The organism is Fictibacillus enclensis, assembly GCF_001457035.1.
In the GTDB taxonomy this organism is placed as follows: Bacteria; Bacillota; Bacilli; order Bacillales; family Fictibacillaceae; genus Fictibacillus_C; species Fictibacillus_C enclensis.
Genome location: NZ_KQ758617.1, coordinates 1 through 26,994, shown reverse-complemented (window position 1 = coordinate 26,994; position 26,994 = coordinate 1). Strand labels below are relative to the sequence as shown.

Sequence of the window (26,994 nt, the reverse complement as noted above, 5' to 3'; positions counted from 1 at the left end):
AACAAGGATAAATCTACCCTATGCCGGGCAATAATTCAAGGGCTGTTTTCCACTCATCATTCAGTGGATGTTTTTCTTTTTAAATCTGCCGCCTTTTACATCATGAATGTTACCGACTGCTAAAAAGGCAGTAGGATCAATGTCATCAACGATATTTTTGAGCTTGGCTTCTTCCAGCCTGGTGATGACTGTAAAAATGACTTTTTTCTCGTCTCTGGAATAGGCACCTTCTCCGTTCAGGTAGGTGACCCCACGTCCGAGACGTGCAAGCAATGCTTCACCGATTCTCGTATGTTCATCACTGATAATCCAAACCGATTTGGATTGATCAAATCCGTCCAGCGTAATATCAATCACCTTAAAAGCAATATAGTAGGCGATTAATGAATACATGGCACGGTCCCAGCCGAAAACAAAACCGGCACTGCCCAGAATGAAAATGTTAAAAAACATAACCACTTCACCGACTGAAAACGGGGTTTTCGTATTAAAGAGTATGGCCATCACTTCGGTTCCGTCAAGTGATCCTCCATACCGAATGACCATTCCGACTCCAACACCAAGGATAATTCCCCCAAATACAGCGGCCAATAATGGATCATCGGTGAGTACAGGAACGGGATGCAGAACGGCTGTCCCAATGGACATGATAGTGACTCCAAACAACGTGGAAAGGGCAAAGGTTTTACCTATCTGTTTATATCCAAAGAAAAAGAAAGGAATATTAAGAACGATAAGAAAAAGACCAAGTTTCCAATGGGTTAAATGGGAAAGAATAATGGATATGCCGACGATTCCGCCGTCAATGATCTGGTTGGGAACGAGGAAAATTTCAAGTCCTGTGGCTACCAATGCAGCCCCTAATGCGATAAAAACCACTCTCTTTAAAAGATTTGTCTTGGTAATTCGTTTATGAGCATCCTGCTGCTGTAAAGCTTCCAAAAGCACTCCCCCTCTTAATTATAAGTTTCTCTTATGGTATATCTTAATTATAACAGTTTTTTACCACTATCTTAATCAATATGCCTGTATGCCAAATAAAAAAAGCCCCTGTACGGTACAGGAGCTTCTTCTTTATGATGCTTGTTTCACTTCATCAATATAGGATTGTGCTTTGGATTCATCAAACTGGCCTTCCCACTTGGACATGATAATTGCCGCCAGAGAATTACCAACCACGTTAACAGCTGTTCGTGCCATATCCAGAATACGGTCGATTCCTGCGATGAACGCCAATCCTTCAACCGGAATCCCGACTGAACCCAATGTGGCAAGGAGTACAACAAACGATACTCCAGGAACACCTGCAATCCCTTTAGATGTCACCATCAATACGAGAAGGAGGGTGATCTGGGAAGAAATCGGCATATCGATTCCGTACATCTGGGCGATAAACAGTGCGGCAAGTGCCTGATACAAGGTCGAGCCATCCAGGTTAAACGAATAGCCTGTCGGAATAACAAAGGATGCAATCGCCTTTGGACAGCCGAACTTCTCCATTTTTTCCATCAGTTTTGGGAGAACCGTTTCCGAACTTGAAGTGGAATAGGCAAGAATAAGTTCATCCTTTAAAATACGGAAAATATTAAAGATATTAACGCCTGCGATTTTTGCTACAAGACCAAGTACTACAAGCACAAAGAAGATCATGGTGGCGTATACGAGTACCACCAGTTTACTTAATGGAATCAAGGATGTTAAACCAAACTTGGAAACCGTCACACCAATAAGCGCAAACACGCCGAATGGAGCAAACTTCATAATTTGGTTGGTCACATAAAACATCGCTTCCGCTGTTCCCTGGAAGAATTTAAGAACGGGCTCACCTTTCTCTCCAATAGCCGCTACTCCAAGCCCGAAGATTACAGAGAAAAAGATAATCGCAAGCATGTCGCCGTTCATCAGGGATTGGAAGAGGTTTGAAGGGACAATATTTACAAAGGTTTCCGCAAATCCATGTTCTCCGGCTGTTTTTGCCGTGTCTACATAACTTCCGATGTCTGTTTTTTCCAGTCCAGAACGGTCTACTCCCGCACCTGGCTGAAAGATATTTGCAGCAAGCAAACCAACCGCAATTGCGATGGTCGTAATAATCTCAAAATAAAGAATTGTTTTGCCGCCGAGTTTACCCAGCTTTTTCATGTCGCCAACACCGGCTACACCGACAATCAAACTGGAAACCACGATAGGAATAACAATCATTTTAATTAGCCTGATAAAGATATCACCTATTGGCTGCAAAAATTTTGCAACATCATCGCTGCCGTAAAAAATCGCACCGACCGCAATACCCAGAATCAAACCGATAAGAATCTGCCAAGCTAGTCCAATTCTTCTCATGTTGTATCTCACCTCTTTGTTGTAATCGTTAACACATCATACTACCATTTTATATTCAAGGTAATTTACTTGTCAAAGTAAATAATTGCTAACTTGATTTTTTAAGTATAAAAGATAAAAAAAACACCCCTTAACGGGATGTTTAGTACTGATAAAAGACTTGTTAAATCGGGAAAATCGCTACAATCTCGCATATGCGGATGACGACACGGAACGTACAGTTGTTTTTTCGAACACGCAGTACGATGACATCGCGGCCTACTTCTACCAATCGGCCACGGAATGTCTGGTTTACGGTATCTACTTGTACACGTTCGTTAATCAGCGCACACGCTTCTCTTCTAAACGTATCTCCCCGGCGGCCGCCAAAGCATCCGCCATCAAAACCAAAACCCATGAATTACTCTCCTTTCATCATCGATTAAAAGCACAACCGATGTTACTAATAGTTAATGCAAATCCACTGGTTTTGGTGTGGACAATCATCATGGTCTTAAGCTGATATTTTAAAATTAAACGGTTGTTTAAATTAAAACGCACAGGGAAACCTGTAATAAGATAACTCAAAAGAAGGGATGACGTTCATATGCGAAATGCTGAATCGTTCGAAGAGGTCCTGGAATTCTCCAATGCTCACCAATCAGCTCATGGGAAGATGTATCTGAGTCAGAGAGAAACCTCACCAGGCGGTATCCTGTTCAGTGATGAAGATTCAGGAAAACAGCCTCTGGAGCTCGAGATCAAACTTCTTCTGAAAGCAGAAAATGACTCCCTTTACTTCTCCAAACGGTATATGGAAGATGAAGAAGAGGAATTTGAAGAAAGAATGAATCAACTGGACACGTTAAAAAATCAATTCGATATAGAATCGGTAAGCTCAGGTGAAATCAGTGACCTTCTAAAAAAGGCATAAATATTATCGTCTTTAATGAAGTGGAATTGCTGCCTCCCTCCCATCATAAAGTAAAAATATAGGGTGGACAGGAGTGAGACTATGCTGGCAAAAATGACAGCCGTCTTCATCGGCAGTTTTCTGATGGGAATCGGAATCAACATGTTTATCCTGCCTTTTCATCTCCTTGACGGCGGGATGATTGGCATTGGTCTCCTACTTAAATACATCTGGGGATTTAAAGTGGGAATGACGATCATACTGCTCAGCATCCCCATTTATTTCTTGGCTTGGAAATTTGACCGCAGGTATTTCCTAAACAGCCTGCACGGCATGTTGATCTCCTCATTTGTCATCGATTTGCTTGTACCGCTCAATGGGTTTCTCCATTTGCCTGAGATGGAAAGCGCGGTGGTGGGAGGCTTGTTGATCGGTACAGGGATCGGAATCATGCTCCGATACGAAACAAGTACAGGAGGTACCGATCTCTTGGCTTTGTTTATCGCCAAGAGATCTCCCCTTAATGTCGGTATCATCATTTTCTTTATCGATGCCTCCGTTATTTTGGCGGGATTGTACTTTATCGGGGAAGGAATGTTCTTTTATTCCATGGTTACCATCCTTTCCGTGGCGTTTGCGACCAGCTCCCTGACATTGATCCGCTCGGTATCCATCTTTCTTAGCCCGAGATAGTGGATAAAACAGCAGCCTGCCATCACGCTGATGGCAGGCTGCTGTTTTTATATTTATTCTGGATCGGTGATCAAGGCTGGCTGCCTAAAGGATTCTTCTTCCTTTTTCGGGCTCTCCACCTTGTTCACCTCAATCCGTTTAATTTGGTGGCCATCAATTTCGACGATCTTGAAGGTTAATCCTTCGTAATTGATAACCTCACCTTCCACAATATCGGAATTTTGGGAAAGTACCCATCCGCCGATCGTGTCCAGATCTGAATCGTCAATTTCAAGACCGTATAAATCATTCACTTCAGAAATTAAAACCTTTCCGTCCAGTGCGGTGACCTTCGGTGTAATTTTTAAAATCATCGGTGTCTCATCTGTATCAAATTCATCACGGATTTCTCCTACGATTTCTTCCAAGATATCCTCAACCGTTAGAAGTCCCGCAGTTCCTCCGTATTCGTCCATCAGTACAGCCATATGAACCTGTTGCTTTTGAAGTTTTACCAGTGTTTCCTGAATAGGCATGGTCTCAAGAACCGTCAGGATTGGACGCAGATAGCTTTCCAGCGTTTTTTCCTTGCCGGACATGAGGTCATAGAAAATTTCTTTAACGTTAACCATTCCAACCACATGGTCTTTATCTTCGTCTACAACAGGATAACGAGTATATTTCTCACTCGTAATAATCGCAAGGTTTTCCTCAATGGATTTATTTAGATACAAACACTCAATTTCCGTACGCGGCACCATGATTTCCTTCGCGATACGGTCATCGAATTCGAATACTTTATTCACGTAGCTGTATTCTGACTGATTAATTTCTCCGCTTTTATAGCTTTCTGATAAAATCAAACGCAATTCTTCTTCGGAGTGGGCCATATCATGTTCCGAAACAGCATGCAGACCAAACATTTTGGTAAACAGCCGGGCACTTCCGTTCAACACCCAGATAATCGGGTACAGGACCCTGTAGAACATGATCAGGGGACCCGAGAGCATTAAACTGATCTCTTCGGCTTTTTGAATCGCAAAGGTTTTAGGCGATAGTTCACCAAGAACGACATGAAGAAAAGTAATGACGGCAAAAGCGAGTACAACTGTAATTGTTTTTGTGAGTGCCGGTGATAAATCCAGCTGGCTGAACAAAGGATGCAGCAGGTGTTCAAGTGTTGATTCACCAAGCCACCCGAGCCCGAGGGCCGTAATAGTAATTCCAAGCTGGCAGGCCGAAAGATATCCATCAAGGTTCATCAGTACCTTTCGGACGGCAATGGCCTTTTTGTTTCCTTCCTCAACGAGCTGATCAATTCTCGTCCGGCGAATTTTCACAATCGCAAATTCAGCTGCCACAAAAAAGGCGGTTAATACAATCAATAATGCTACTAAGAATAGCTTAAATATGTCCAAATAGACTCTTTATTCTCCCGTCTAAAAGAGGAATAAAGATGTCACCTCCTAGAGTTTTTACTGGATAACCAATCGTTCCCTTAAACAAACGGCGTTTCTCCAATAATCAATAATAGGCTGTGAAGTAATGCAACACGCTCGGCAGGCATATGTTTAACTGCCAGTTTAAGTTGTTCTTTGTTCAGTTGCTGAAGCAGAGGTTTGAGCTCCTGAACATCTTTTTCAAGCGTATTGAGCTGCATATCAACTTTTTGTAGTGTTTCGGCATACTCTCCTGAATGTTCATTGAGTGATGCCATTTTTTCTTTAATCTTCTCTAAAGGAAGATGCTGATTTTTATAATAATTAATCCACTTAAGCTGCTCTAAAGCTTCTTCACTGTAAAATCGATAATTTGATTGGGAACGTTCAGCCTTTAACAGGCCAAGCTTCGTATAATAATCAATAGTTCTTTTTGAAACGCCTGCTAATGTTGCTAGTTCACTGATACGGTACTTCCCAAATCAATCACCCCAATGCATAGATAATAAACAATTTTACAGAATTTCAACTATACAGTCAAACGTTTCAGTTCCTCCAGCAACGGAGATTTACACAAAAAAATAGCTGACAATTAAAATCAGAATGACAAGGATCAGCGACAAAGACATGATAAAAACCATGGTTACCGGGGACTGAAAGGTCTGGGAATTAATTTGTTTCCGTTTGTTCAAATAATCAACCGTCGAAAAAATGATGGCCGCCACTCCAAGGAGAAAGAATATCATTCCTACTGCAGCAACCACCTTTCCCTCCAGCTGCAGCACCCTGAGCTGCAAGGAGAAATGAAAGTTCAAAAAGACAAAGCCTATGCCCGCCATAGCGATGGCTGTCCGTATCCAGGCCAGATAGGTCCTTTCGTTCGCGAGATGCTGCTGGATGTATTTTGAATCCACGGTCTGTTTACGCTCCCTTTCGATCATTTACACCTCCCGGATCCGCATTTCTTGAATCACCAAAAAAGCAGACCCGGAAGATCCGGGCTGCTTTGAGATGGATTACTGAGCAGCAGCGACAAGCTGGCTGACAAGGTCCATAACGTCATTCTTCAGACTTTGCAGCAGATTTTCACTGTCACTGTACGTATTGGATTGGACGGCAAAGTAAAATTTGATTTTTGGTTCAGTACCCGATGGACGTAGACAGAACCATGAGCCGTCTTCTAAAACATATTTTAAAACATTGGAGGCTGGGAGGTCAATCTGGGTCTTCTCTCCCGTTTGAAGGTTACGCTGTTTGCCTATGCTGTAATCTTCCACATACAACACTGCTTTCCCTGCTATTTCGGACGGAGGTGTAGCTCTGAAGCTGTCGAGGATGTTTGCAATTTGTTCAGCGCCTGCTTTTCCTTTAAGCGTAAGGGATTCCAGGCCTTCAAGGTGATAGCCGTAAGTGGAGAACACATCCATAAGGCCCTCATACATCGTTTTGCCTTGCTTTTTGTAATAAGCTGCTACCTCAGCTGCCAGCAGGCAGGCTTGTACCGCGTCTTTGTCCCTCACAAAGTCACCGATAAGATAGCCGTAGCTCTCTTCATATCCAAACAGGAAGGTATGCTCCCCGGTTTTCTCATATTCTTTAATCTTTTCTCCGATAAATTTAAATCCAGTGAGCGTATCCACCGTTTTAAGTCCAAAGGAGCTTGCAATCTCTCTTCCAAGTTCAGAAGTAACAATTGTTTTTAGCACAACGCCTTTTGGACAAAGTTCGCCCTGTGCCTCTTTTTGTGATAAAAGGTAATGCAGCAGGAGTGCTCCTGTCTGGTTTCCGGTAAGCACCACATACTCACCATCCAGATTCTTGACTGCTACCCCCACCCGGTCTGCATCAGGATCCGTCGCAATCAGCACATCCGCATCTTTTTCTTTTCCATACTGAATGGCAAGCTCGAAAGCGGCATGTTCTTCAGGATTTGGTGATTTGACCGTGGAAAAATCGGGATCAGGCAGTTCCTGTTCTTTGACTACCGTGACATTTTTAAAACCGATCGCCTCAAGGCCATTTCGAACAGGAAGGTTCGCCGTTCCATGAAGAGGTGTAAAGACAATGCTTAAGTCTTCCATGTCCTTGATCAGGTCTGGATTTACAGTGATGCCTTTCAACTGCTCCAGGTAAGCAGTATCAATTTCTTCACCCACGATCTGAATTAGACCGTCCTCCTGCAATTGGGATTTATCTTTTACAGAGATGGCAAGTTCATTTTCAACCTCTTCCACCTTTTCGGTTAATAGGTCTGCTTCACGTGGAGGAAGCTGGCCGCCGTCAGGCCCGTACACTTTAAATCCATTATATTCCGGCGGGTTATGGCTTGCTGTAATCACAATTCCGCTGAACGCCTTTAAATAGCGGACAGCAAATGAAAGAACGGGAGTCGGCCGCAGGCTTTCAAACACATAGGTCTGTATTCCCCTTGAAGCCAGTGTACCGGCAGCTTCCATTGCAAATTCAGGAGATTTATGTCTTGAGTCATACGCGATCACCACACCGCGTACCTTTGCTTTTTCACCTTGTTCTTCAATAAAGCTTGCCAAACCGGAGGATGCTTTTCGGATCGTGTATGTATTCATTCGATTCGTTCCTGGTCCGATTTCGCCCCTCATTCCACCTGTACCGAATTCCAGATTTTTATAAAAGGAATCCTCCAGGCCCGTCTCTGTTTTTTCTAATTCTTCCAGCTGCAATCGAAGCTCCTCATCAAGAGTTGGTTCGTTTCGCCATTTTTCATATGATGTCTGCCAGGTCATTTTCCGACTCTCCTCCTTTTATATGCTGAATCTCTGTTTATTAAATCATTATTGTCTCTTTATTATAGCGCAGAGCCGCAGACAGGAAAACCGCTTTCGACATGCTTCGCATAAATATCTTTCCATTTCTGTAAGAAGTGACATATTTCCCGAGGAATATTTCATTTCATGTAAAAACGGCAGGGAATTTCCCTGCCGCCATGCACCTTACATTTTACTTTTGCTTTTTTGAATGACTTCATAGAGATCCAGCCGCCTGTTCCGGAGCTGGGTGACATTCCCGGTCTTGCGCTGTCTGCGCAGGATTTCCAGGTCCACATCCCCGACGACCACGGTCTCAATGTTCGGGTGGCATTCTCCTACGATGCCGTCACGCGGAAATGCGAAGTCTGAAGGGGTAAAGATTCCGGACTGTGCATATTGAATATCCATGTTTTCTACCTGCGATAGGTTTCCAACAGTCCCCGCAATCACCGTATAAATTTCATTTTCTACCGCTCTTGCCTGCGAACAATACCTTACCCGGACATAGCCTTGCCTGTCTTCTGTACAGAACGGGCTGAAAATAATATTCGCTCCCATATCCGTAACAATTCTTGAAAGCTCAGGAAATTCAATATCATAGCAAATAAGGATGGCGATCTTTCCGCAGTCGGTATCAAACACCTGAACCTTATCTCCCGGTGTGATTCCCCACCATTTTCTTTCATTCGGGGTGATATGAATCTTATATTGTTTCTCGATCGTCCCATCTCTGCGGAACAGATAGGCAACATTATAAATATTTCCATCCTCCTCCACAAAATGGGAACCGCCGATAATATTTACGTTGTATCGTACGGCTAACCCTGTAAACAGTTCAATATAATCCTCGGTAAATTCAGTTAAACGGCGAATGGCCTGGCTTGGGCTTTTCTCCTCCACAAATGAGAGAAGCTGAGTCGTAAGCAATTCCGGAAATACGGCAAAATCAGATCCCTGATCTGCCGCCACATCGGTATAATACTCTACCTGTGTTGCGAAGTCATCAAATGATTCAATGGTTTTCATCATGTACTGAATCGCAGTAATGCGGATCGGCTCACTTGTTTTGAAGTGCCTTCGTGTATTATGCGGATGGTAGTCCACATTGTTCCATTCCATTAATGTGGCATATTCCTTAGATTGCTTATCATCCGGCAGATAATGGCGGTTGATTCTCATCACGGTAAAACCGTTCATGAGCTGGAAGGTAAGCACTGGATCATAAATGTTGTGGTGGATGACTTCCTTCACATAATCGCGTGGTGTCATTTCTTTGGAGTATTTATAATAGTTGGGAATCCGTCCTCCAAGAATAATACTTTTTAAGTTCCATTCTTCCGCAAGCTCTTTTCTTGCTTCATACAGGCGTTTTCCAATTTTCATCCGCCGGTAATCGGGATGAACCATAACCTCTATTCCATATAGATTATAGCCATTTGGATTATGGTTCGTGATATAGCCCTCATCCGTTATTTCATCCCATGTATGCTGATCATCGTACTCATCAAAGTTAACGATCAGGCTCGAACAGCTTCCAATAATTTTCCCCTCAAAGGTAACAACAAACTGGCCTTCCGGGAAAATATCAAGATGACTTTCAAGCTGTTCCCGCTTCCAGGGTTCCATATGCCCCGGAAAACAGATCCGCTGCAATTCAAGTATTTCATCTATATCATTGTATTGAATATTTCTCAGTTCAATTTTTTTCTCGAATTTTGAAACATCAACTTCGCTCAATGGATTCACTCCTTAACTCCTATTTTATTTTAATGTTTTTCAGCCCCAGACTTTCATTCTTCCGGCTAAAGAACCTGTATTCAATTCAAGCTGAATCCCGTCAGGATCCACAAAATTCACACACCTGCCGTCCCCGCGAATAACGGGTCCTCTGATGATGCTGACTGAACTGGCTTTTAAGGTTTCAACGGCCTCATCAAAATCAGAATCAGAGATCGTAAATGCCACGTGATCCATACCGGCTTTGCCAGCTTCTGCCCTATTATCTTCTCCCCGTTCAAGCAAACAAATCCAAACAGGCCCCCACTCGATATAAGCATCGGTCCGGCCCCGGTGTATCAAAACCGCACCTAAAACATCAACATAAAAAGAAAGGGATCTTGTCAGGCTGCTGACAGTCAGTGTGAGATGATTGATGCCCCGAATGGGAATCATCCGAATTTCCTCAGCAATTCCTTAAACTGCAGTTCGGCCATCGTTTCCATTTGATGGTCAACATCCCCAAACACAAGCCCCTTTGTTACTTCATTTGGAATAACCACACAATACAAGCCAGCCTCTTTGGCTGCTATGGCTCCATTCGCGGAATCCTCAAATGCAATAGCCTCTTCAGGCTTCACACCGAGACATTTTACAGCTTCACGGTATAAAGCAGGGTTTGGCTTCACGTGTTCTACGTCATCAGAGGTCTTGATGCAGTCGAAATAGGGAAGCAGATTCAGTTTTTCCAGGTAACCCGTCACCCAGGCACGGGATGAGCTTGTCGCCAAACCAATTTTCAAACCGAGCTCCTTGGCCGCCTCCAGATAATCCTCTACACCAGGAAGAGCGCTTGTTCCATCAAGCATGGCCACCACCCGTTCATGATGCATGGCACGGAGTCCTTCCCTGTCCACTTTTTCACCTATCTGTTCCTCTAGATATTCGAAGGGATCCAAGAAATCCTTTGTTCCAATGCATTGCTGCCAGACTTCAAGGGGCATATGGCTTGAATGCTCTGAAAAAATTTCCTGGATGGCAAGATACACGGATGTTTCCGAATCCAGAATCAGCCCGTCAAAGTCAAAAACAACAGCTTTAATCATATTGCTCTCATCTCCCCTCTCTTCCTTCTTATTTTCTTATCCAGCACAAAAAAGTGCAAGGGGGAAGCTTTAGATGCCAGCCAACATTTATACCCGTTTTTCTCATTAAAAAAACAAGACAGCCTCATTGCGGGCTGCCTTATTTGAAACCGTTCGTCCGGTATGTGATCTTTTTTCCGTTGCTGATGGCGGTAATCACGCCAAGCTGATCGGTTCGGTAAGTCGTCATGTTTCTGCGGGCCAGCCGGTACAACACTTCCTTTGAGGGATAGTGATAAGGATTGTTCTTGCCAACAGAGATAATGGCCGTTTTTGCATGGACCGCTTTTAAAAACGCCATGGTTGTCCCTGTATTTGCTCCATGATGGCCGATTTTTAAGACATCTGCCCGCACATCTTTCTTGGACGAAAGCATCTCCTTTTCGGATTCCATACCGGCATCCGCCATTAATAAAAATGAATTTTTGCCGTGGGTCACTTTCATTACGGCTGAATAATCATTAATGTATTTATAATAAGAAGACCTTGGAGCAAGCATTTCCATCTTTACAGAAAATCCAAATCGAAAGCTGACTCCTGCTTTTGCCCGCTCTACCGGTATTTTCTTTTCATTGATTATTTTAAACAAATCGTGGTAGTAAGCGGTGTCATAGGGCAAATTCGGCATATAAATCTTTTTGACGTTAAAATTCCGGATCACATCGTCCATTGAACCGATATGGTCATGGTGGGGATGGGTTGCCACCAGTACATCAATATCAGCCACACCCTGGCTTTGAAGATAGCGGGTGATTTCCGGACCGTCATTTTCATCTCCCGCATCCACCAGAACATTTTTACCATTTGGCGTTTGGATTAATATACTGTCGGCCTGGCCAACATCGAGAAAATGCACTTTGAGCGGCTCAAACCAGGCCCCACTCGCATTTTGAGGAGAGAACCACAATACAAGCGCAGACAGAAAAAAAACCGTGACCATCAGCTTTATTATTCGGATATTCACAGGCTCCGGTCCCTCCCAACTTTGGTTATGAATTAGTTATATGTAATTTTCGGGAATAATAAAAGAAATCCCATTATCCAATAGATGGATAATGGGATCCCTCGTTAGCGCGCAGCTTCCCTCTTTTTAAAGAAGCTTTTCATGGAATGATATACGTCTGCTTTTTCCTTTAAAATGTAATAATTGAACTTCGGATCATTTATGTTCTTATAGACACTCATTAAGGTGGAATGGCGATTATAGGCATTAACCTCGCCATAGCCAAACATATTGCTGTGCTGCATGATCTCCTGTACGAGCTTCACACAGCGTGCGTTGTCGCTTGTCAGGTTATCACCATCTGAGAAATGAAACGGATAAATATTAAAACGGGATGGAGAATATTTGGTTTCGATAAGTTCTAATGCCTTTCTGTATGCGGAAGAACAAATGGTTCCGCCGCTTTCCCCCTTATTAAAGAAGTCTTCCTCAGAGACCACCTTTGCTTCAGTATGATGAGCAATAAATTCAATTTCAACGGTTTCGTATTTGGATCGAAGAAAACGGGTCATCCAAAAGAAAAAGCTTCTTGCCATATACTTCTCCCAAATCCCCATACTTCCTGATGTATCCATCATGGCAAGCACCACAGCCTTGGATTCAGGCTTTACGACTTCATTCCATGTCTTAAACCGGAGATCATCGTTATAAATCGGCGCAATGGCCGGTTTGCCTTTTAGGGCATTACGCTTGAACGCTGTAAGAATCGTGCGCTTTTTATCGACATTGCCCATCAGGCCGGTTTTTCGGATGTCATTAAATTCAACTTTTTCAAGAACGATATTATCCTGTTCTTTTTGTTTCAGATCCGGCAGTTCCAATTCTTTAAATAAGAACTCCTGAAGCTCCGCCAAGGAAACTTCCGCCTCCGAATAGTCGGATCCCGGCTTATCTCCCGGCGCGCCTTTGCCCTTTCCGGCTCCGGCCTGGCCCGGATTTCCGTCCCTGGCCACCACATCGCCGACCTTGCTGTCTCCTTCTCCTTGCCCCACATGCTTGTTCTTTTCATAATTGTAACGTATTTTGTATTCATCCAATGAACGAATGGGTATTTTTATGACGTCCCGCCCATTGGAAAGAATGATGTTCTCTTCACTGATCAAATCAGGCAAATTGTTTTTAATGGCCTCCTGGACCTTTTCCATGTGACGCTGCTGGTCATGGTGGCCTTTGCGGTGGAGGGACCAGTTTTCCTGAGAAACTACAAAATTGTTTTTCGCTTCCTCGCCCATTATTTCCCCTCCTTCTTTGTACATGCTCATTGTTTTATTTGAATGGTAATGGATCAAATTGATAAAAGAACCACCCGCTTTTTGAATGTAAAAAGGGTTGGTTACACTATCCTATGCAAGATAAGACGAGAGTTGCTATGTAATTGGCACATTTTATAAAGAACCGTAAAAAAATAAAAGCATCCCATGGCAAGCCATGGAATGCTTTTTTTATTTCGTGTAGTTGTTAAATGCGACTTTGCTTTCTGCCATATCACTGCATGCGGATTGACAGCCTTTCTTCATTGAACAGGTCGCGCATTTTCCTTGTTTGCTTTTTTTCACAAAACGAAAGATAGTAAAACCTGCGTATCCAAAAATCAGTATTCCGAGCAAAATATTAAGCAGCATTTATACTCCCTACTTTCTGGTTAAACTTAAAATCCGAGCAGCTTGCCGCCCTGGTATATGATCAATGAAACAATATAGGCGATCAGCAGGGCATAGATGATGGAAAACCACGTCCACTTGGCAGATCCTGTTTCTTTTTTGATAACAGCCACTGTCGCCAGACAAGGAACATAGAGCAGCAAGAATGCCATAAAGCTGTAAGCCGATAATGAGGTGAAATGGTGGGCCATGACTCCTTGCAATGTATGAAGATCCGGCGCAACATAAATGATATTCATGGTAGAAACAACGACTTCTTTGGCCAGGAAGCCGGTGATCAACGCAGCACCTGCCTGCCAGCTGCCAAACCCGATCGGTTCAAACAGCGGGGCGATGGCTCCGCCGATCAATGCAAGGAAGCTTTTATTCATGTCCACACCCAGTCCGCCGGGACCTGCATAACTGAGGAACCAGATGATAACGGATCCTCCGAAAATAAACGTACCTGCTTTTTTGATGAAGCCTTTGCCCTTCTCCCATGTATTGCGCATCAATGTACGCCATTGAGGAATACGGTATGGAGGAAGCTCGATCACAAACATCGAACTTTCCTCTTTCAAAATGGTGGAAGAGAAAATCTTTGCCAGCGTTAGTGCAATCACGATACCAAGGAGGTAGAGCGAAAGGACAACAAGTGCCTGGTTTTGTGTGAAAAAGGCACCCACGAACAGGCTGTATACCGAGAGTCTCGCGGAACAGGACATGAGCGGTGTGAGTATGATGGTCAAAAGCCTTTCCTTTGGCTGTTCAATGGTACGTGCCGCCATAATTCCGGGTACATTGCATCCAAACCCGATAATCATCGGGATAAAGGCTTTTCCGTTCAGACCAATGCTCTCCAGCGTTTTATCCATCACCATGGCAATTCTCGCCATATATCCAGAATCCTCAATAAAGGAGATCAGGAAGAACAGGATCATGATTTGCGGAACAAAGACAAGAACGCCGCCTACACCGGCAACAATCCCATCGAGAATAACAGCCTTAATAAAGGCAGAAGCTCCTGCGGCTTGAAGCATTGACGTCAGGTCGTCAGTGAGCGGTCCCGTTAAGAACGCGTCAAGCATGTCTGAGATCGGGCTGCCAAGCCAGTCAAACGTCAATTTGAAAATCAGGTACATAAAAAGGATAAAAATTGGTATCCCCAAAAACTTGTTGGTCACGATGTTATCGATCCGGTCGGTCAATGTATAGGTGACCTCTTCGCCTTTTTGAAGGGAAACATCAAGCACTCCCTTTATATACTCCGCCCGTACGGCGCGGATATGATAGGAAAGTGATTTGGCCCCCTCTTCGGATTGAACCTGTGCCTCGGTTTCCGCAAAAATGCGTTGAAGCTCAGCTTCAGGCATCATTGTTTTCAGCAACGCATGCACCACTTCATTTCCTTCAAAAAATTGAAGAGCAAGCCAGCGTTTTGGCGGCAAATTTTCGGCGTCCGGCATTTTTGCCACGAGCGTCTCCATCGCTCTTTCCAGCGGCTGACCATATAAAATATACAAGGGCTTGTTCTCTTGTTCTTCATTGGTTAAAAGCCCTGCAAGCTCTTTACAGCCGGATCCTGTACGGGCCACTATCGGCAAAACGGGGCTTTGTAATCTCTCGGACAGTTTCTTTTCATTAACCATGATTCCGCGGCCCTTGGCTACGTCAACCATGTTCAGCCCGATCACTACAGGTTTTCCATATTCGAGAAGCTGAATCGTTAAGTATAAGTTTCGTTCAAGCTGGGAGGCGTCAACGATATTGAGAACCATGGAAAAATTCTCTTCAATCAAAAAGCGGGTTGCCACCCCTTCATCCCTGGACAAAGGATTAAGTGAGTATATACCGGGCAGATCGATAAGATGCCCTTTTTTATTATTCAGCATGCCGACTTTCTTCTCTACCGTTACACCTGACCAGTTCCCAACGTATTCATACGAATTGGTGAGAATATTAAATAAAGAGGTTTTTCCGGTATTCGGATTTCCGGCAAGTGCGATTTCAATCATGAATGGCACACCTGGATCAATTTGGCTTCACTTCTGCGAATGCCCACCCACTGTCCGCCGGCTTCCACCGCAAACGGACCTCCAAAAGGGAGGATTCGTTTAATGCTGATTTCCGTTCCTTCCATGATACCCAAGTCAAGCAATCTTCTTCGTACAAGTACATTCACATGTTCCGTATTGGTGATTTTTGCTTTTCCGCCAGCTTTAATGTCCGTTAATACCATATATAGCACCTCTGAGAGAATGATAATTATTATCAGTATTTTAATCTCATTATATGAGATTGATTCTCATTAGTAAATAGATATTTTGAATTTCCAAACAAATTCCGCAAAAAAACCTGTCCAGGTCATCCCGGAGCAGGTTTTTCGCAACGATTATTTATCTTTTTTTGCTTCTTCATCCTCAAATTGATCCGGATCAGGCATTTTTCCGCTTTTTTTCACATTTACGTTGGTGGACATGTGTTCCATCACTTTTCCATGCTCTTTCATTTCTTTTAAATTGGGTGTCATGGAGCTGTTTTTTGGTTTATCGATATAATCCTGTTCTCTGGACATAACCATCACCTCTTGCCTCCACTATTCCCAATACTCCTCGTCAATAAACTACTTTATGACTTTCAATTCCTCCATCGGCCAATAACGCAGGTTCACTTCCCCGACGATTTTGCTTTCATCAACCAGCCCGATGTGCCGGCTGTCAATGCTATGAAGCCGGTTGTCTCCCATCACAAAAACCTTTCCTTTCGGGATCACCTTTTTCCCGGTGACTTCTTCCAGCGTAAAATCTCCCGTCAGGTTCCCGTTGGTCACCTGTTTTTTATAATCATCCAAGTAAGGTTCATCCACCTGTTTGCCGTTGATAAAAAGATGATCGTTTATATACTCGATGTGCTCTCCCGGCATACCGATTACCCGCTTGATGTAATCCTCCTGCGAATTTGCATGAAACACGATTAAATCAAATCGCTTAGGTTCACCTATATTGTAGCCTAATTTATTTACAATCAGCCTGTTCCCGTTTTCGATCGTAGGCATCATTGATTCTCCATAAACAACGTACTGCTCAAATAAAAAGTTTTTTATTAGCAACGCTAGAATAAGTGCAATTCCAATGGCTTTGATCCAATCCCATAATTGGCTGCTCTTCTCCCTGGAACTCATCCTTTCACTTCCTTTTTGTTAGCGTATAGTATTAATTTACCACTATAGTTTATCATATTACAAGGTATTCTCCTCCTGTTTGGTTTTTATTCTTATCTGTAATGTGTTCTGCTGACAACCTTTTTAAAGATAAAAAAACGCATCCCATTTTTACAAAGGGATGCGTTTTTTACAGTTACCGGTTTAACAGGCTTCCTACATATTTCAGTAGTTCATTCGCTGATGTCGTATTATACCCATGCTCATCCACGAGACGGGCGATTACTTCATTCACCTTTTTCAGTTGTGCTTCATCCGGTGTTTTTGAGGATGTTGTAATCTTTACCACGTCTTTTAGGTCAGCAAACAGCTTTTTCTGAATCGCTTCTCTTAACCGTTCATGAGAATTATAATCGAATTTCTTTCCTTTTCTGGCATACGCTGATATTCGGATCAATATTTCTTCCCTGAAGGCTTTCTTGGCATTTTCAGAGATCCCGATTTGCTCCTCAATGGATCGCATGAGTTTTTCATCCGGGCTCATTTCTTCACCTGTGAGCGGATCTCTCAACTTGTTTTTGTTGCAATAAGCTTCAACGTTGTCGAGGTAATTGTCCATCAGTGTCTTGGCAGACTCCTCATAAGAGTAAACAAATGCTTTTTGAACCTCTTTCTTGGCAATCTCGTCATATTCTTTTCGGGCAAGAGAGATAAAGTTAATAAAGCGTTCTTTATCCTCTTTCGTAATGGACGCATGATGATCCAGTCCATCCTTCATCGATCTGAGCACATCCAGTGCGTTGATGGAAGTTATCTCTTTGCGGATGATGGCAGACGAAATCCGGTTGATGACATACCGCGGATCAATACCGCTCATGCCTTCATCGGCAAATTCTTTTTGAAGATCTTCGAGATCAATATGATTATAACCTTCCACGATTTCACCATCATACAGCCTCATTTTCTTGATGAGGTCCATGCCCTGCTTTTTGGAATCCATCAAGCGGGTAAGTACTGAGAAAATGGCCGCCACCCGAAGCGCATGAGGAGCAATATGAACATGGGATATGTCACTTTCTTTAATCATTTTTTCATAAATGCGTTCTTCTTCCGAAACCCTCAGATTGTAAGGGACACCCATTACGATAATTCTCGAATGAAGTGCTTCATTTTTCTTGTTGGCGATAAACGAACGGTATTCTGATTCATTGGTGTGGGCCACAATCAGCTCATCAGCCGAGATAAGGGCAAAACGTCCTGCTTTAAAGTTGCCTTCCTGCGTTAATGATAAGAGATGCCAGAGGAATTTTTCATCACACTTCAGCATTTCCTGGAATTCCATCATCCCCCGGTTGGCTTTGTTCAGTTCTCCGTCAAAGCGGTAAGCGCGGGGATCCGATTCTGAACCGAACTCTGCAATGGTGGAAAAATCAATGCTGCCGGTTAAGTCGGCAATATCCTGTGACTTCGGATCAGACGGACTGAACGTTCCAATCCCTGTCCGTTTATCCTCGGAAAAAAAGACTCTCTCCACTATTACATCTTCAATGCAATTGCCATATTCCTTTTCAAGCCTCATAGTGTTCAACGGGGAGAGGTTGCCTTCAATTCGAATGCCGAATTCCCGGTAAAAATCATCTCTTAAATGATGCGGTATGAGGTGCAGCGGATCTTCGTGCATCGGACAACCTTTAATGGCATAGACTGCCCCTGCCTCTGTTTTCGAATAATCTTCCAGACCCCTCTTAAGCATGGTGACAATGGTGGATTTCCCTCCGGAAACTGGCCCCATCAGCAAAAGTATCCTTTTTCTCACGTCCAGCCGTTTGGCTGCAGGATGGAAATACTCCTCCACCAGCCGCTCGATTGAATCTTCAAGTCCAAAAATCTGGTTGTTAAAAAAGTTATACTTCTTGGTTCCGTTCACTTCCTCTATTCCAGCATCTTTAATCATATTATAGACTCGGGAATGAGCGGACTGAGCGACATAGGGACGTTCCTTTAAAATCTCAAGGTATTCTCCGAAGGTACCTTCCCAGGCAAGACGCCTCTCTTCTTCACGGTGCAATTGGATTTTACCTAAAATATCCATGTGTACCCCCTTGCGTAGTGTTTGCATCCTTCGTTTGTTAATCTACTTTATGCGAGGATGTCCCCAATCATTCAACTTGTTTTATGAATTTCGCAGGATTGCCGTATTGCCACAGAATTTAATGAATGATAGTGGTTTTAGTATGGGTATGATACGAGTTGAAGAAATAGTCTTTTCTTTTTGTGGCTGTGTTTGCCGTTGTACGATGACAGCGGTTTCGTTATAATAAAAGAAGATACGGAACCATTACACCAAAAGGAGGAGACCGCATGAGTTTTATCCTGATATTAGGAGTTATGCTTACGTTCTTGACCGCTATTTTCACTGCGGGATACAATGATAATCCTGGAGCCAAATAATCAGTACATATAAAAAAACGCCCCGAGCCCGGGACGTTTTTTTATTTATTTCACCAGCAGCTTATGTGAGCGCCGGAAAACCTTGCTGGCGCAATGCTTCATAAATTAAAATGGCGGCTGTATTGGAAAGGTTCAGCGACCGGATGTTATCATTCATCGGCAGCCTGAAACAATACTCCTCGTTTGCCTTCAATAATTCATCCGGCAATCCGGTTGTCTCCCGGCCAAATACAAAAAAGTGATCCCTGGCCGGCACGCTGTAATCCATATCGGTATACCGCTGCTTTCCAAACTTTGTAATATAGTAAAACAATCCTTCCGGAAACCGTTCAAACAGTTCTTCCAGCGAATCATAGTAATGAACATTTACATGTTCCCAGTAATCAAGACCTGCACGCTTTAGCTGTTTGTCATCCGTTGAGAAGCCAAGCGGCCGGATCAGATGCAGTGAAGTGCCTGTTCCCGCACATGTACGGGCAATATTCCCTGTATTCGCCGGGATCAGCGGCTGATAAAGAACTACATGTAAACCCAAAACTCTCACCTCGTATACTTATATCTTCATTATTATAGCACTTTTATGAAGAATTAGCCCTGAGGTGGGACTTTACGTAATATGAAAGAACTTATATTTAATTTTCGGAGTATAAGCCGTAGAGTCTTCATACCTCCAATACCTCATCCGGCTGTCCGTGGAATGGGCATTTACCAGCGGCTCGCCCGAAGAATCCTTCCCCACGACAATGGTGGTATGCTGCCAGTGACCGTCGCCGTCAAAATCATAGCAAATAACATCACCCGGGATGAGCTGGCTGGCAGAGGATTTCTCCCTCGCCTGGAGGGTTGCCTTTGATCCGCTTAAATACCACCGCATGGCGTTGGCCACTGTCCAACTGTAGCTCCAGTCATGATACTTAAACCACCACCCTTTGGAACGTGTCCCGTGATGGGCCATGGGAATGCCTCCCCCCGCATGAAGGCACTGGGAGATATAGTTTGTACAATCAACATCAAATGACTTGTAGGCTGGATTGTAGGTATTCCACCATCGCTCGGCATACTGTACCGCTGCAAGCCGATCGTACGTATGCTTTCGAGGTTCAGGCGGATCCGTTTCCCTTTCGATCTTCACTTTTTCTTTATGCTTCCCTTCAGGATTCAGCAGCTGGTCGCTGATCAGCACGTCGTCTTTAAACACAGCCCGCCTCTGCTGGATCCACTCCTCAACATAAAAATCGAATCCATGCCGGATTAAATTGCTGAAGTGAAGTACATAATCTACCTGTCTCGTATCATTAAAAACCGAATGCCTGAGAACCTGCGCCTCCACATTATTATTGACAAGAACCGCATTCCTTTCATGCAGTGCCTGTTTTTTCCTTGCAAAGCTTTCCCTTTCCTCCATCGGAAGCTGAACACTATCACTCCAGTTCTCATTGACCATCCAGTCGGTCAGCTTTTGGACATAAAATTTGAGATGTTCCAGCCAGTTCATATGGCACCTCCACTGCTGCAAAAGTAACGTACTATTACCATATGAATCAGAGCCAAAAAAAAAGAACCGTCAAAATAAACGGTTCAAGAAGACTTAGGTATAAAGTTTTGAAGCTCGATGTTTAAAAGAAGCTCTTTTTTATCCAGACCCCCGCCGTAACCGACCAGGGCGCCATTGCTCCCTACCACACGATGACAAGGAATAATGATCGGAACTGGATTTTTATTGTTTGCACTGCCTACAGCTCTTACTGCTTTTGGTGCACCAATTCCTTGAGCAATGTCTTTATAGGAACATGTGGCACCATAGGGAATTCCCTTAAGCTCCTCCCACACTTTTATTTGAAAAGGAGTGCCATATAAATCCAAAGGAATAGTAAACTGTTGGAGATTCCCGTTGAAATAACTTGCAAGCTGATCAACAACCGGTTTGAGTTCTTCCGGTGAATGGATCAGTTCCCCCTTAAGATAGTGCTTTGACATCCAGGATTGAAGGGATGGTAAATTTTCTTCAAGGCTCCCAAAGTCAATCCGGCAAATGCCGTTTTGTGTAGCGATAACAGTCAGGGGGCCCATGGGGCTATCCATTTCCTCGTAAGAGAATAAGGTTTTGATATTACACATAAAAATCCCTTCTTTTATTTTCTTGGTTTCTATACTAACGGACATGTAGTTGCGATGCGATTAGTGTATGCCTTGATTTTGAATCATTTGAAGGCCTTTGTTGATCTCAGCTGACACATTTCCGTCATTTTCTTGTTCTTTCGCCGAAATAAGCTCGTTTTCCGCCGCCTCTGAGCCTATTTTACCGAGTGCCCAGGCAGCGGTTCCGCGAATAACAGGCCTTTGGTCCTCCTTCATGAGCTGCGCCAAATCTCCGACAGCACTGGTATCCTTAAAATGGGCAAGCGCTATGATGGCATTTCGTTGAATCGGCTTTTTCCCCCTCCAGGAACCGGACACATGGCCGAACTTCTCCTTGAATTCCCGGTTGCTCATCTTCAGTAACGGCTTTAATAAAGGTTTTGCAATTTCAGGATCCGGCTCCATTTCGGGATGAAGGTGAAAATCTTTTCCTTTATTTTTAGGGCAGACCGTTTGGCATGTGTCACAACCATACAACCGGTTGCCGATCTTTTCACGATATTGATCAGGAAGAAAATCCTTAGTTTGTGTTAAAAAGGCGATGCATTTGTTCGAATCGAGCTGTCCCCCTTGTACGAGAGCGCCCGTAGGACAAGCCTCCACACAGATGTTGCAATCTCCGCATTGGTCTGTGATGGGCGTATCAGGCGGAAGATAAACCGTCGTCAGCATCTCACCCAAATAAACATATGAACCAAACTCCGGCGTAATGGTTGCGCAATTTTTTCCGCTCCAGCCAATTCCGGCACGTTCTGCCACCGCACGATCAGACAGTTCGCCGGTATCCACCATCGACACAGAACGGGCATGCGGGGCTTTTTCAGCGATAAATGCTTCCAGCAGCCTTAATTTCTCACGCAAAATATGATGGTAATCCACACCCCAGGAAGCTCTGCAAAATATTCCTCTTCTCGCTTCCCTTGTACTTTGTGGAGCATCTTTCATCCTAGAAGGATAAGCAAGAGCAATCGAGATGATGGTGTTCGCTCCCTCAAGCAGCAGCTGGGGATTCGTCCGTTTCTCGATATCTTTTTCTTCGAATCCAGATTGGTATCCGTGGTTCTGCTGTTCCTTCAGCCTTTCCTTCAGTTCCGCAAAGACATCCGCGGCAGCAAACCCAATCTTGTCGATACCAATTGATTTACTATATGCAATGAGTTCTTCTTTTAACTGGGCGCCTGTCATGACTGCACCTCCTTTCTCCTTAAATGGATGATTTCATCTATGGTAAACTAACTATAAAATAAAGCTATAAGATAAGGGTGAAAAGTTGATGATTAAACTGGCAGAGGACATAAAAAAGCTTGTTCCTTCCTTTAAAATGGGCGTAATACTATATCATGATATCGTGATTGAAGAATCACCGCAAATGCTAAAAGGCAGATTCCAATTATTTCTTGAATCCCTGAAACTAGATGCTCTTGAAAAGGCGGCGGCCGACCACCCGGGTATACAGGAATGGCGTCAGGTCTTCAAAAAGCTCTCCATGGATCCGTCCCGCTACAGGCCTTCCTCTGAAGCTCTCCTGCGCCGTGTATATGGCGGCAAGGACGTAGCACTGGTCAATTCGGCCGTTGACGTAAATAACTTCTTTTCCCTTCAATATGGTATACCTTTAGGGATTTATAATGCAGATGGGGTCCATGGAGACGTTGAAATTAAAATAGGAGATCCTGGAGATCAATATGAAGGGTTAAACGGTCGTTTAATGAACATGGAAGGGAAACTTCTGTCAGCAGACGAAAACGGCGCATTTGGAAGCCCTATCGTCGATTCCAAACGCACCATGACAGGAGAACAGGTCAAAAATGCCCTCCAGCTCGTTTACCTCAGACCCTCCATGGCGGACGATGAGGCCCAAAAACTGCTATCAGCGATCGAGAAAATGTTTGTTCAAATCCACGGCGGTTCCTCTGACTCCTATCTCATCCAATAAAAAAAGCGCAGGACTTCATTTAAAACGAAGTCCTGCGCTAAAACCTACAACTGCCTTGATACCAATATAATCAGCGTGTATTAAAAATATGACAACCTTCCATTACTTTTTATGAAATCAGGAATTTTTACACGATGTATTAAAACCATAAAAAAAGAAGTGCACCATTTATGCACTTCTTTTTACCGTAATAGTTAACCTACTTCTTCCCCAGACTCGTTCCCTCGTTTCGACATTTCTTTAACTCTAACTTGCTCATTCAGTTTAGCTGCTTCGTCTAAATACTCGGTTTGAATCCCGCTTTTTACAGCCCAATAATAAAACACAAGGGCTAAGCATGCAATGAGAACCATATCCCAGCCAAATGGAATGATGTTGGCTCCTCCAAATTTTTCACTTCCCAGGTAGGAGATAAACATCATGCAGATTAAGTAAACAACCATCCAGAGTCCTGCCAGGAAATTCGTTTTGAAACCTTTCCATTTCTTTCTCGCCTGATAATAAAAGTAAATCGGAAGGCCAATCCAAATAAAGAATAGCACCTGTCCAGTCAGCGGCCATCTTGCCCAATACAGCGTTAAAGAGGCAAAGACGAACCCGCATGGTGCGATGATGCTTAGTGCTTTAACACGTAATGGACGATATAGATTCCTGCCTGTCCGTCTTAATGTCATGACGGTAACTGGGCCGGTGATATAAGAGATAAGGGTTGCTACTGAAATTACTTCTGCTAGTACCCCCCAGCCTCTAAAGACAAACAGAAACAGAAAACATACAGCAAGATTTAAATACATAGCAGGACGAGGCACACGGTAAAAAGGGTGAACCTTTCCAAACACTTCTGGTAAATATCCGTTCTTTTCCATTCCGTAGATCATTCTCGCTGTGGTGGCCGTATACGTAGTTCCTGTGCCGGAAGGAGAAATGAATGCATCACAATAAAGTAAAATGACAAGCCAGTTAATGCCCAGTGCAATGGCCAAATCGGCAAATGGCGAATTGAAATTTAAATGATGCCAGCCTTTAGCAATCGTGGCAGGACTGACAGCCCCGATAAAGGCCACTTGCAATAAAATGTAGATAACGGTTGCGATCAGAAGAGACCCTACAACTGAAAATGGAATAGTGCGGCCGGGATTCCTTGCCTCGCCCGCCATATTAATGGGGCTTTGGAAACCGTTGAACGCGAATACAATCCCTGAAGTAGCTACGGCAGTTAGTACACTTGCCCATCCATAAGGAGCTACACTGTGCCCGGATGTAAAGTTCTCCCCATGAAATCCTACGAAAAGAAGCGCTCCAACCGTGAGTCCAGGAATAACAATTTTAAAAATTGTTATCAGGTTATTTGCTTTGGCAAACAGGCTGACTGCCCAATAGTTCAAAAAAAAGTAAATCAGCATCAATACTGAAGCGATAAGCAATCCTTTCCCGGTAAGGGTGCCTTCCGTCACTAACGTGTGCGTCCACCTTGCCCATTTCCACGGCCATGAACTCATATATTGCACAGAGGCGATTGCTTCAACAGGAATAACAGAAACAATGGCAATCCAATTGGACCAGGCTGCAAGAAATCCTACAAACGATCCATGAGAATACTGTGTGTATTTCACCATACCTCCGGCTTCAGGAAACATGGCGCCTAATTCAATATAAGAAAGCGCTATAAATAAAATAACGATCATGCCGATGATCCAGGAAAAAACAGCGGCTGGACCGGCGATTTGTGCAGCTCTCCATGCCCCAAATAACCAGCCGGATCCAATGATCGATCCGAGCCCGACCATGGTCAGGGCAAAAGTTCCCATCTTTCGTTGCAAATCACTCATTCATGAAACTCCCTTCCAAATTTTAAAGAGGAATACTGAATATGATTACCGACAGCCTTCCATCTACAAATTTCGCCTTTTTTTTTACATTTGTTTAGGGTAGAGCACATAATTGGAAAAGTGTTTATTCTTTTGTGAACAATTTGAGAGTGGAATAGTATTAGGCGCCAAATGCACGTATATTAGTATGCGATAATGTAATGGAGAAAAAACGTATATCTCTGCGTACTGAAAAGTATAAAGAAAAAAAACGTTCCTTGCACTGTGCAAGGAACGTCTATATTTAACGTTATTATGTTATGTAATGGTACCGGTGGTCGGGGTCGAACCGACACTCCCAAGGGAACACGATTTTGAGTCGTGCGCGTCTGCCAATTCCGCCACACCGGCATGTGAAAAGTAAAGCTGGCAGTGTATTTAATTGGTGCCGAGGGCCGGACTCGAACCGGCACGGTAGTCACCTACCGCAGGATTTTAAGTCCTGTGTGTCTGCCAATTCCACCACCCCGGCTGGGTGGTATGTAGTGGAGGCGGCAACCGGATTCGAACCGGTGGATAAGGGTTTTGCAGACCCTGGCCTTACCACTTGGCTATGCCGCCATTTAAAGATCATATAATTGGAGCGGAAGACGGGATTCGAACCCGCGACCCCAACCTTGGCAAGGTTGTATTCTACCACTGAACTACTTCCGCATATATGGCTGGGCTAGCAGGATTCGAACCTACGAATGACGGAGTCAAAGTCCGTTGCCTTACCACTTGGCTATAGCCCAATCATATGGGGCGACCGATGGGAATCGAACCCACGAATGCCGGAACCACAATCCGGTGCGTTAACCACTTCGCCACGATCGCCATATGGCAGGGGCAGTAGGAATCGAACCCACACCAAAGGTTTTGGAGACCTTCGTTCTACCTTTAAACTATGCCCCTAAATCAAAATAAATGTGCTAAAAATTAGATGGTGGAGGGGGACGGATTCGAACCGCCGAACCCAAAGGAGCGGATTTACAGTCCGCCGCGTTTAGCCACTTCGCTACCCCTCCATGAGAGACAAAACCTATTTTAATACATATCCATGTATTCTTCAAGAGGAAATTTCTTACACTTCGAACAAAAAGGATAGTGGTGCCGGCTAGAGGACTTGAACCCCCAACCTACTGATTACAAGTCAGTTGCTCTACCAATTGAGCTAAACCGGCCCCAAAAATAATGGTGGCTCGAGACGGAATCGAACCGCCGACACGAGGATTTTCAGTCCTCTGCTCTACCGACTGAGCTATCGAGCCAAAACTTCTTATTAAAGATAAAATGGCGGACCCGACCGGGATCGAACCGGCGATCTCCTGCGTGACAGGCAGGCATGTTAACCGCTACACCACGAGTCCATTTGGTTGCGGGGACAGGATTTGAACCTGCGACCTTTGGGTTATGAGCCCAACGAGCTACCAGACTGCTCCACCCCGCGATGATATTAAGGTTACGGACGATGTGTCCGAGTATGAGGAACTCTTCCTCTACCAGTATTTTCTTTGAAGTGTATGCGTCGAGTTTACTCGCAGCTTAATCGTGCTGTAGCGCTCGTTGTTCCACCCCGCGATGATAATCAATATATTAAGATAAAATGGTGGAGGATGACGGGTTCGAACCGCCGACCCCCTGCTTGTAAGGCAGGTGCTCTCCCAGCTGAGCTAATCCTCCGAAAGGTTTATATGTATAAGTTTTTTTCTTCGAAAAAAACATGGTTGTTTTCATTTTCATGAAAAAACTTGGTGACCCGTACGGGATTCGAACCCGTGTTACCGCCGTGAAAGGGCGGTGTCTTAACCGCTTGACCAACGGGCCG

Annotated in this window: 26 protein-coding genes, 14 tRNA genes and 1 pseudogene; 3 read left to right on the top strand and 38 right to left on the bottom strand. The window is 44.0% G+C overall.

Annotated elements, in window-relative coordinates:
* Window positions 1-60: 60 nt before the first annotated feature.
* The 3 genes from AS030_RS00200 to AS030_RS00190 all read right to left on the bottom strand — a co-directional run bounded on the left by AS030_RS00200 (window position 61) and on the right by AS030_RS00190 (window position 2,737).
* Complete coding sequence (locus AS030_RS00200; RefSeq protein ID WP_061967068.1) at window positions 61-942, bottom strand: YitT family protein; 882 nt, start codon at window positions 940-942, stop codon at window positions 61-63.
* A gap of 132 nt (window positions 943-1,074) precedes the next feature.
* Window positions 1,075-2,340 (bottom strand): cation:dicarboxylate symporter family transporter, encoded by a 1,266-nt coding sequence (locus tag AS030_RS00195; protein ID WP_061967065.1) that lies wholly within the window; start codon window positions 2,338-2,340, stop codon window positions 1,075-1,077.
* A gap of 163 nt (window positions 2,341-2,503) precedes the next feature.
* Window positions 2,504-2,737, bottom strand: a complete 234-nt coding sequence (locus AS030_RS00190; RefSeq protein WP_061967063.1) for a DUF2642 domain-containing protein — start codon at window positions 2,735-2,737, stop codon at window positions 2,504-2,506.
* 189 nt (window positions 2,738-2,926) lie between these two features.
* Here AS030_RS00190 and AS030_RS00185 point away from each other — a divergent pair, with 189 nt between their 5' ends.
* Window positions 2,927-3,253 carry a hypothetical protein gene (locus AS030_RS00185; RefSeq protein WP_061967061.1) on the top strand — a complete coding sequence of 109 codons (327 nt, stop codon included), beginning with the start codon at window positions 2,927-2,929 and terminating at the stop codon, window positions 3,251-3,253.
* Between the two features lie 81 nt (window positions 3,254-3,334).
* Window positions 3,335-3,925: a YitT family protein gene (locus tag AS030_RS00180; RefSeq protein WP_061967058.1), complete on the top strand. Its 591-nt coding sequence runs from the start codon at window positions 3,335-3,337 to the stop codon at window positions 3,923-3,925.
* A gap of 53 nt (window positions 3,926-3,978) precedes the next feature.
* Here the strand turns inward: AS030_RS00180 and AS030_RS00175 are convergent, their stop codons facing one another.
* The 20 genes and pseudogenes from AS030_RS00175 to queG all read right to left on the bottom strand — a co-directional run bounded on the left by AS030_RS00175 (window position 3,979) and on the right by queG (window position 22,568).
* Complete coding sequence (locus AS030_RS00175; RefSeq protein ID WP_061967054.1) at window positions 3,979-5,322, bottom strand: hemolysin family protein; 1,344 nt, start codon at window positions 5,320-5,322, stop codon at window positions 3,979-3,981.
* 80 nt (window positions 5,323-5,402) lie between these two features.
* Window positions 5,403-5,621 carry a hypothetical protein gene (locus AS030_RS24155; RefSeq protein ID WP_240482182.1) on the bottom strand — a complete coding sequence of 73 codons (219 nt, stop codon included), beginning with the start codon at window positions 5,619-5,621 and terminating at the stop codon, window positions 5,403-5,405.
* Between the two features lie 3 nt (window positions 5,622-5,624).
* Window positions 5,625-5,810, bottom strand: a pseudogene (locus AS030_RS24480) (MerR family transcriptional regulator); the annotation flags it as partial.
* Window positions 5,811-5,912: 102 nt separating this feature from the next.
* Window positions 5,913-6,284 carry a YidH family protein gene (locus AS030_RS00165; RefSeq protein WP_061967049.1) on the bottom strand — a complete coding sequence of 124 codons (372 nt, stop codon included), beginning with the start codon at window positions 6,282-6,284 and terminating at the stop codon, window positions 5,913-5,915.
* A gap of 75 nt (window positions 6,285-6,359) precedes the next feature.
* Complete coding sequence (locus AS030_RS00160; protein WP_061967047.1) at window positions 6,360-8,105, bottom strand: phospho-sugar mutase; 1,746 nt, start codon at window positions 8,103-8,105, stop codon at window positions 6,360-6,362.
* A gap of 207 nt (window positions 8,106-8,312) precedes the next feature.
* Complete coding sequence (locus AS030_RS00155; RefSeq protein ID WP_061967044.1) at window positions 8,313-9,866, bottom strand: bifunctional GNAT family N-acetyltransferase/carbon-nitrogen hydrolase family protein; 1,554 nt, start codon at window positions 9,864-9,866, stop codon at window positions 8,313-8,315.
* Between the two features lie 39 nt (window positions 9,867-9,905).
* On the bottom strand, window positions 9,906-10,301 hold the full coding sequence (locus tag AS030_RS00150; protein WP_074440422.1) for a VOC family protein: 396 nt from the start codon (window positions 10,299-10,301) through the stop codon (window positions 9,906-9,908).
* Window positions 10,298-10,951, bottom strand: a complete 654-nt coding sequence (locus AS030_RS00145; protein WP_061967042.1) for an HAD family hydrolase — start codon at window positions 10,949-10,951, stop codon at window positions 10,298-10,300. Before AS030_RS00145 ends, AS030_RS00150 begins: the two co-directional genes overlap by 4 nt.
* Before the next feature lie 139 nt (window positions 10,952-11,090).
* The gene (locus AS030_RS00140) at window positions 11,091-11,954 is read right to left on the bottom strand and encodes a ComEC/Rec2 family competence protein (protein ID WP_061967039.1); all 864 of its coding nucleotides are present in this window, start codon (window positions 11,952-11,954) and stop codon (window positions 11,091-11,093) included.
* A gap of 104 nt (window positions 11,955-12,058) precedes the next feature.
* Window positions 12,059-13,225 carry a sporulation protein YhbH gene (yhbH, locus tag AS030_RS00135; RefSeq protein WP_061967036.1) on the bottom strand — a complete coding sequence of 389 codons (1,167 nt, stop codon included), beginning with the start codon at window positions 13,223-13,225 and terminating at the stop codon, window positions 12,059-12,061.
* A gap of 210 nt (window positions 13,226-13,435) precedes the next feature.
* Entirely contained in the window at window positions 13,436-13,615 is a 180-nt protein-coding gene (locus AS030_RS00130; RefSeq protein ID WP_061967034.1) for a FeoB-associated Cys-rich membrane protein, read from the bottom strand.
* 26 nt (window positions 13,616-13,641) lie between these two features.
* Window positions 13,642-15,648, bottom strand: a complete 2,007-nt coding sequence (gene feoB / locus AS030_RS00125) for a ferrous iron transport protein B (protein WP_061967031.1) — start codon at window positions 15,646-15,648, stop codon at window positions 13,642-13,644.
* Window positions 15,645-15,872, bottom strand: a complete 228-nt coding sequence (locus tag AS030_RS00120) for a FeoA family protein (RefSeq protein WP_061967029.1) — start codon at window positions 15,870-15,872, stop codon at window positions 15,645-15,647. Before AS030_RS00120 ends, feoB begins: the two co-directional genes overlap by 4 nt.
* Before the next feature lie 153 nt (window positions 15,873-16,025).
* Entirely contained in the window at window positions 16,026-16,208 is a 183-nt protein-coding gene (locus AS030_RS00115; RefSeq protein WP_074440504.1) for a hypothetical protein, read from the bottom strand.
* A 48-nt stretch (window positions 16,209-16,256) separates the two neighbouring features.
* The gene (gene lepB, locus AS030_RS00110) at window positions 16,257-16,814 is read right to left on the bottom strand and encodes a signal peptidase I (protein ID WP_061967024.1); all 558 of its coding nucleotides are present in this window, start codon (window positions 16,812-16,814) and stop codon (window positions 16,257-16,259) included.
* A gap of 175 nt (window positions 16,815-16,989) precedes the next feature.
* Window positions 16,990-18,885, bottom strand: coding sequence for a PrkA family serine protein kinase (locus AS030_RS00105; RefSeq protein ID WP_061967022.1), 1,896 nt, complete (start codon window positions 18,883-18,885; stop codon window positions 16,990-16,992).
* 420 nt (window positions 18,886-19,305) lie between these two features.
* Window positions 19,306-19,779 (bottom strand): tRNA (uridine(34)/cytosine(34)/5-carboxymethylaminomethyluridine(34)-2'-O)-methyltransferase TrmL, encoded by a 474-nt coding sequence (trmL, locus tag AS030_RS00100; RefSeq protein ID WP_061967020.1) that lies wholly within the window; start codon window positions 19,777-19,779, stop codon window positions 19,306-19,308.
* A gap of 72 nt (window positions 19,780-19,851) precedes the next feature.
* On the bottom strand, window positions 19,852-20,739 hold the full coding sequence (locus tag AS030_RS00095; RefSeq protein ID WP_061967018.1) for an amidase domain-containing protein: 888 nt from the start codon (window positions 20,737-20,739) through the stop codon (window positions 19,852-19,854).
* Between the two features lie 83 nt (window positions 20,740-20,822).
* Window positions 20,823-21,362 carry a methylated-DNA--[protein]-cysteine S-methyltransferase gene (locus AS030_RS00090; RefSeq protein WP_061967016.1) on the bottom strand — a complete coding sequence of 180 codons (540 nt, stop codon included), beginning with the start codon at window positions 21,360-21,362 and terminating at the stop codon, window positions 20,823-20,825.
* Window positions 21,363-21,422: 60 nt separating this feature from the next.
* Complete coding sequence (queG, locus tag AS030_RS00085; RefSeq protein ID WP_061967014.1) at window positions 21,423-22,568, bottom strand: tRNA epoxyqueuosine(34) reductase QueG; 1,146 nt, start codon at window positions 22,566-22,568, stop codon at window positions 21,423-21,425.
* An 88-nt stretch (window positions 22,569-22,656) separates the two neighbouring features.
* Here queG and AS030_RS00080 point away from each other — a divergent pair, with 88 nt between their 5' ends.
* The gene (locus AS030_RS00080; RefSeq protein WP_061967012.1) at window positions 22,657-23,319 is read left to right on the top strand and encodes a B3/B4 domain-containing protein; all 663 of its coding nucleotides are present in this window, start codon (window positions 22,657-22,659) and stop codon (window positions 23,317-23,319) included.
* Window positions 23,320-23,513: 194 nt separating this feature from the next.
* On the opposite strand, the gene AS030_RS00075 is transcribed toward AS030_RS00080, so the two are convergent.
* The 15 genes from AS030_RS00075 to AS030_RS00005 all read right to left on the bottom strand — a co-directional run bounded on the left by AS030_RS00075 (window position 23,514) and on the right by AS030_RS00005 (window position 26,993).
* Entirely contained in the window at window positions 23,514-25,148 is a 1,635-nt protein-coding gene (locus AS030_RS00075) for an APC family permease (RefSeq protein WP_061967009.1), read from the bottom strand.
* Between the two features lie 305 nt (window positions 25,149-25,453).
* A tRNA-Leu gene (locus AS030_RS00070) sits at window positions 25,454-25,538 on the bottom strand.
* 32 nt (window positions 25,539-25,570) lie between these two features.
* Window positions 25,571-25,659 (bottom strand) — tRNA-Leu (locus AS030_RS00065).
* A gap of 14 nt (window positions 25,660-25,673) precedes the next feature.
* Window positions 25,674-25,748: transfer RNA gene (locus AS030_RS00060), tRNA-Cys, on the bottom strand.
* 18 nt (window positions 25,749-25,766) lie between these two features.
* A tRNA-Gly gene (locus AS030_RS00055) sits at window positions 25,767-25,841 on the bottom strand.
* A 5-nt stretch (window positions 25,842-25,846) separates the two neighbouring features.
* Window positions 25,847-25,921, bottom strand: a tRNA-Gln gene (locus AS030_RS00050).
* A 6-nt stretch (window positions 25,922-25,927) separates the two neighbouring features.
* Window positions 25,928-26,003 (bottom strand) — tRNA-His (locus tag AS030_RS00045).
* 4 nt (window positions 26,004-26,007) lie between these two features.
* Window positions 26,008-26,081, bottom strand: a tRNA-Trp gene (locus AS030_RS00040).
* Window positions 26,082-26,110: 29 nt separating this feature from the next.
* Window positions 26,111-26,194: transfer RNA gene (locus AS030_RS00035), tRNA-Tyr, on the bottom strand.
* Between the two features lie 80 nt (window positions 26,195-26,274).
* Window positions 26,275-26,350: transfer RNA gene (locus AS030_RS00030), tRNA-Thr, on the bottom strand.
* Window positions 26,351-26,361: 11 nt separating this feature from the next.
* Window positions 26,362-26,437 (bottom strand) — tRNA-Phe (locus AS030_RS00025).
* Window positions 26,438-26,460: 23 nt separating this feature from the next.
* Window positions 26,461-26,536 (bottom strand) — tRNA-Asp (locus AS030_RS00020).
* Window positions 26,537-26,539: 3 nt separating this feature from the next.
* A tRNA-Met gene (locus AS030_RS00015) sits at window positions 26,540-26,616 on the bottom strand.
* Window positions 26,617-26,773: 157 nt separating this feature from the next.
* Window positions 26,774-26,849 (bottom strand) — tRNA-Val (locus AS030_RS00010).
* A gap of 69 nt (window positions 26,850-26,918) precedes the next feature.
* Window positions 26,919-26,993, bottom strand: a tRNA-Glu gene (locus AS030_RS00005).
* Window position 26,994: the final 1 nt, after the last annotated feature.

Excerpts from the sequence above, each read along its gene's own strand:
- AS030_RS00195 (WP_061967065.1), bottom strand. The coding sequence starts at position 2,340 with ATGAGAAGAATTGGACTAGCTTGGCAGATTCTTATCGGTTTGATTCTG.
- AS030_RS00190 (WP_061967063.1), bottom strand. The coding sequence starts at position 2,737 with ATGGGTTTTGGTTTTGATGGCGGATGCTTTGGCGGCCGCCGGGGAGAT.
- AS030_RS00185 (WP_061967061.1), top strand. The coding sequence starts at position 2,927 with ATGCGAAATGCTGAATCGTTCGAAGAGGTCCTGGAATTCTCCAATGCT.
- AS030_RS00180 (WP_061967058.1), top strand. The coding sequence starts at position 3,335 with ATGCTGGCAAAAATGACAGCCGTCTTCATCGGCAGTTTTCTGATGGGA.
- AS030_RS24155 (WP_240482182.1), bottom strand. The coding sequence starts at position 5,621 with ATGGCATCACTCAATGAACATTCAGGAGAGTATGCCGAAACACTACAA.
- AS030_RS00165 (WP_061967049.1), bottom strand. The coding sequence starts at position 6,284 with ATGATCGAAAGGGAGCGTAAACAGACCGTGGATTCAAAATACATCCAG.
- AS030_RS00160 (WP_061967047.1), bottom strand. The coding sequence starts at position 8,105 with ATGACCTGGCAGACATCATATGAAAAATGGCGAAACGAACCAACTCTT.
- AS030_RS00150 (WP_074440422.1), bottom strand. The coding sequence starts at position 10,301 with ATGATTCCCATTCGGGGCATCAATCATCTCACACTGACTGTCAGCAGC.
- AS030_RS00145 (WP_061967042.1), bottom strand. The coding sequence starts at position 10,951 with ATGATTAAAGCTGTTGTTTTTGACTTTGACGGGCTGATTCTGGATTCG.
- yhbH (WP_061967036.1), bottom strand. The coding sequence starts at position 13,225 with ATGGGCGAGGAAGCGAAAAACAATTTTGTAGTTTCTCAGGAAAACTGG.
- AS030_RS00130 (WP_061967034.1), bottom strand. The coding sequence starts at position 13,615 with ATGCTGCTTAATATTTTGCTCGGAATACTGATTTTTGGATACGCAGGT.
- feoB (WP_061967031.1), bottom strand. The coding sequence starts at position 15,648 with ATGATTGAAATCGCACTTGCCGGAAATCCGAATACCGGAAAAACCTCT.
- AS030_RS00120 (WP_061967029.1), bottom strand. The coding sequence starts at position 15,872 with ATGGTATTAACGGACATTAAAGCTGGCGGAAAAGCAAAAATCACCAAT.
- AS030_RS00115 (WP_074440504.1), bottom strand. The coding sequence starts at position 16,208 with ATGTCCAGAGAACAGGATTATATCGATAAACCAAAAAACAGCTCCATG.
- lepB (WP_061967024.1), bottom strand. The coding sequence starts at position 16,814 with ATGAGTTCCAGGGAGAAGAGCAGCCAATTATGGGATTGGATCAAAGCC.
- AS030_RS00105 (WP_061967022.1), bottom strand. The coding sequence starts at position 18,885 with ATGGATATTTTAGGTAAAATCCAATTGCACCGTGAAGAAGAGAGGCGT.
- AS030_RS00095 (WP_061967018.1), bottom strand. The coding sequence starts at position 20,739 with ATGAACTGGCTGGAACATCTCAAATTTTATGTCCAAAAGCTGACCGAC.
- AS030_RS00090 (WP_061967016.1), bottom strand. The coding sequence starts at position 21,362 with ATGTGTAATATCAAAACCTTATTCTCTTACGAGGAAATGGATAGCCCC.
- queG (WP_061967014.1), bottom strand. The coding sequence starts at position 22,568 with ATGACAGGCGCCCAGTTAAAAGAAGAACTCATTGCATATAGTAAATCA.
- AS030_RS00080 (WP_061967012.1), top strand. The coding sequence starts at position 22,657 with ATGATTAAACTGGCAGAGGACATAAAAAAGCTTGTTCCTTCCTTTAAA.
- AS030_RS00075 (WP_061967009.1), bottom strand. The coding sequence starts at position 25,148 with ATGAGTGATTTGCAACGAAAGATGGGAACTTTTGCCCTGACCATGGTC.